This is a genomic window from Vibrio makurazakiensis, from assembly GCF_050337375.1.
In the GTDB taxonomy this organism is placed as follows: Bacteria; Pseudomonadota; Gammaproteobacteria; order Enterobacterales; family Vibrionaceae; genus Vibrio; species Vibrio makurazakiensis.
On record NZ_JAKJSW010000297.1, the window covers coordinates 1 to 3,959 of the forward strand.

The following is a 3,959-nucleotide window of genomic DNA, read 5'->3' on the forward strand; positions in this document are numbered from 1 at the left end:
GTTAAGGCCCCTACCCCTACGACAATTCTATCAAGGGTGGGAGGCGAGGAGTTTTTAGCGTTAATGCCATGCTGTGACACTTGGCAAGCTGCCAATTATGCAGATGAATTAAGAACGGCTATAGAAGAAAAACAGATCAAACATGAATACTCGCAATGCAGTGAGTTCATTACCATCAGTGTTGGGGTTGCTGGCCAAATTCCTCTTCCAAATCAAAAGCCAGTCGAACTCATCGACATCGCTGATAAGGCGCTATACCAGGCAAAAGAAGCAGGCCGAAACTACGTCAGCCTAGCGGAATAGATTCAACATTGAGAAGGCGAATAATAACGCCTGATTACGTAAGTATTTATCTGTAACTTTTTAAAAATCAATAGAGCTCAAATCAGGTCGCATCATCTTGATTTTCAGGCAATGCTGCGATGAAGGCTTGATGAGTATTTGCATGTAACCAGATAGATTGAATAATAGGAAACTCTGTCATATCAACATGAAAGCGATGAGCATTATATATTTGTGGCACTAAGCAAATATCAATAATGGAAGGCTCATTCCCAAGAGAAAAACCGCTTACCTCTGTACAACCCAAACTCGCCAGTCGCTCTTCTACACATTGAAAACCCTTTTGAATCCAATCCCTGTACCACGCTTGAGTTTGTTCATCTACACACTGCAATTCACCTTTCAGATATTGTAAGACTCTCAGGTTGTTTATAGGATGAATGTCGACTGCGATATCGTGTGCAATCGATCTCGCCACAAATTCCATTTTCCCTTTAGGGTATAGACTTGGTGACGACACTAGACTTTCAAGGTAATCAAGAATCGCCAAAGATTGACTGAGAACGAATCCATCATGAACTAATGTTGGGACAAGCTCTGACGGGTTAAGAGCATGATACTCATCAGTATGTTGCTCTCCCCCGTTTTTTACTAAATGAACCGGGTGACTGGTATATTTAATCTGCTTTAAGTTAAGCGCTATCCTGAGACGATACGCCGCAGATGAACGCCAATATTCATATAGCCGAAACTCACCCAGTTTATCTTTCATGCACTAACCTTACTCTGCGTTATAACTAATAACTTGCTGATCGATAGCCCCAAAAATTGATTCGCCCTGCTCATCCAACATTTCAATTTTTATTGTGTCGCCAAACTTCATAAAGCTTGTCGATGGCTTACCATCGCGAATGGTCTCTATCATTCTTATTTCAGCGATGCAGGAATACCCTACACCACCTTCATCAATTGAAGTGCCGTAATCTGTGCCTTGCTTATTAGAGACAGTACCAGAACCAATGATAGCCCCCGCCCCCAATGGACGCGACTTAGCCGCATGAGCAACAAGTTCACCAAAGTCGAATGTCATGTCAACCCCAGCATTCGGGTGACCAAATGGCTTATCGTTGTAAGTAGACAGCAGTGGTAAATGGACTTTAGACTCTCGCCAATGCTCACCGAGTTCATCAGGGGTAACTGCTACAGGTGAAAAGACAGAAGACGGCTTTGATTGAAAAAATCCAAAGCCTTTGGCTAATTCGCCAGGGATAAGTCCACGTAAAGAGACATCGTTAACCAGCATCAAGAGTTTTATTTCTTCAGCAGCTTTTTGAGGTGATGCTCCCATAGGTACATCTCCCGTGATCACTGCTACCTCCCCCTCGAAATCGATCCCCCACGATTCACTTCCTAGTGGGATATTCTCTCTAGGCCCGATAAACGCATCCGATCCACCTTGGTACATCAAAGGGTCGTGCCAAAAGGTTTCTGGCATTTCTGCACCACGCGCACGCCTAACTAGCTCAACATGATTTACATACGCTGAACCATCTGCCCACTGAAAAGCACGTGGTAAAGGAGAGCAGCACTCCGTTTGCTCGAACGTTACTGAATGTTCTATATTACCATTGTTCAGTGCTTGATATACTTCTTCTAATTGGTGTTTAACTTGTTCCCAATTATCCAACGCTGATTGTAGAGTCAATGCGATATTTTCAACAGATACGTACTTTGTAAGGTCGCGTGATACTACAACTAAGCGACCATCTCTTGATGAATTTCTTATTGTGGCTAATTTCATAACTTAACCTTTCCTTCAATTCTTTTACTTTACTCAGAGGTGTGTTCACGCCAGCTATAGACGTACTCTTCATTTTCTACTTGCTTAGCTTCATCACTAAAGCTCAGCGCGTGACGGGTATCTATCATGACTGCAACTTCATCAGTAAATTTCTTTTTGTATTCTTGCCCCGCTTTGAACGCTTTAGGGTGAGGACCATGGCTGAACCCGGCCGGGTGAAATGTCACCATACCTGCCTCTATGTTATCTCGGCTAAAGAAGTCACCAGCGTGATAAAACAACACTTCATCATAATCATCATTATTGTGATAGAACGGCACTTTCAGCGCACCAGGATCACTTTCGATTGGCCTTGGGACAAATGTACAAACGACAAAACCACCACCAACAAATGTTGTGTGTGCTGAGGGTGGCAAATGGTAACGGTGTGACATTAACGGGCGAATATCACGCCAATTCAGTCTAACCACGGAAAGATCACCGTGCCAACCAATCGCATCAAGTGGATTAAATGGGTAAGTGATAACGCTCACCTGATCATGTCGTTTTACGAACACTTGAGTCGATGTTTCAGAGTACTGTGCTTTGAACTGATCATTGATACTTGGTACTTCAAGCACAGCAGGATCAAACACAGCGTGATTACCGACTAAGCCTTTTTCAGGCAAAGAATATGAATCATCGGTATTCTCAATCATCAACAAAAACAATGGTTCTGAAACTTCTAATCGCCATKAGGTAGAGCGAGGGATAAGAACATAATCCCCTTCAGAAATGGATAAATGTCCATAATCTGAAAACAGCTCCGCCTTGCCTTGATGAACAAAAAGCAATTCATCTCCATCAGCGTTACGAACCAAACTTGGCATGTCTTTGTCGGTTCGCCAAACTTTTACCTTGCAGTCGTTGTTGTGAAGGAGATTAGGAACCGCCCATGGCAACTCTTGTTTAGCCTCTTCTATTTGAGTGAAATCGAAAGCTCTTGGTCTTAACTCACCTTCCCACTCACTCCAATTGGTTGGCGCATGCTGGTGATGAAAATGAGCCGCAGGGCCGAAGAAGCCACTTCGTCCTGCTTCACGTTCATAAATTCCACCTTCAGGGAAATCGGCATGCGCCTGTTTTGAGCACACACCTTCCTTATGGGGATAAGAAATAGGTTTATGCATCGTCTAACACCCCTCTACGAATTTGGTCTTCTTCAATCGATTCAAATAGAGCTTTAAAGTTACCCTCTCCAAAGCCTTCATTACCTTTACGTTGAATAATTTCGAAAAAAACAGGACCTATCACTGTTTTAGTAAAGATCTGTAATAAGATCCCGTCTTTCGTTGGTGCGCCATCAATAAGGATACGTAGCTCACGAAGAGTATCTTTGTTTTCTGTATGCCCTTGGACACGTTGATCCACTTTTTCATAATAGGTATCTGGAGTCGGCATGAAATCCATGCCACGGTCGCGGAGTGTCTGAACGGTTTGGTAAATATCATCTGTCGACAATGCGATATGCTGTATACCTTCACCTTTATACTCACGGATAAACTCTTCGATTTGAGATTTATCATCCGAAGACTCATTGATTGGAATTCGAATCTTTCCACAAGGTGCTGTCATCGCACGGCTAACAAGTCCGGTCAGCTTACCCTCAATATCAAAGTAACGAATTTCTCTGAAGTTTCCGATACGCTCATAAAAACCAGACCAAACATCCATATTCCCTTGCATAACGTTATGAGTTAAATGATCAATTTCAAATAAGCCCACATCTTTGCTAGCGAGCTTCTGTTCTATGTCATCGTAATAACAGAAATCGACATCATAAATATCACTAGAACCATAGCGGTCGACAAAGTACAGTAAGCTATCCCCTATACCG

5 protein-coding genes are annotated in these 3,959 nt (G+C 42.9%); 1 reads left to right on the plus strand and 4 read right to left on the minus strand.

The features are described from left to right. Window positions 1–303: GGDEF domain-containing protein (locus L4C33_RS20280; RefSeq protein ID WP_428814204.1), on the plus strand; the 303-nt coding region annotated here is incomplete at its 5' end. 82 nt (window positions 304–385) lie between these two features. On the opposite strand, the gene maiA is transcribed toward L4C33_RS20280, so the two are convergent. The 4 genes from maiA to hppD all read right to left on the minus strand — a co-directional run. Continuing rightward, window positions 386–1,054 carry a maleylacetoacetate isomerase gene (maiA, locus tag L4C33_RS20285; protein ID WP_428814205.1) on the minus strand — a complete coding sequence of 223 codons (669 nt, stop codon included), beginning with the start codon at window positions 1,052–1,054 and terminating at the stop codon, window positions 386–388. 9 nt (window positions 1,055–1,063) lie between these two features. After that, window positions 1,064–2,083, minus strand: coding sequence for a fumarylacetoacetate hydrolase family protein (locus L4C33_RS20290; protein WP_428814206.1), 1,020 nt, complete (start codon window positions 2,081–2,083; stop codon window positions 1,064–1,066). A 29-nt stretch (window positions 2,084–2,112) separates the two neighbouring features. Beyond that, a complete protein-coding gene (locus L4C33_RS20295; protein WP_428814207.1) occupies window positions 2,113–3,252 on the minus strand; it encodes a homogentisate 1,2-dioxygenase in 1,140 nt (379 codons plus the stop codon). Beyond that, the coding region (gene hppD / locus L4C33_RS20300; RefSeq protein ID WP_428814208.1) for a 4-hydroxyphenylpyruvate dioxygenase at window positions 3,245–3,959 on the minus strand (715 nt) is incomplete at its 5' end. The genes L4C33_RS20295 and hppD, both read right to left, overlap by 8 nt.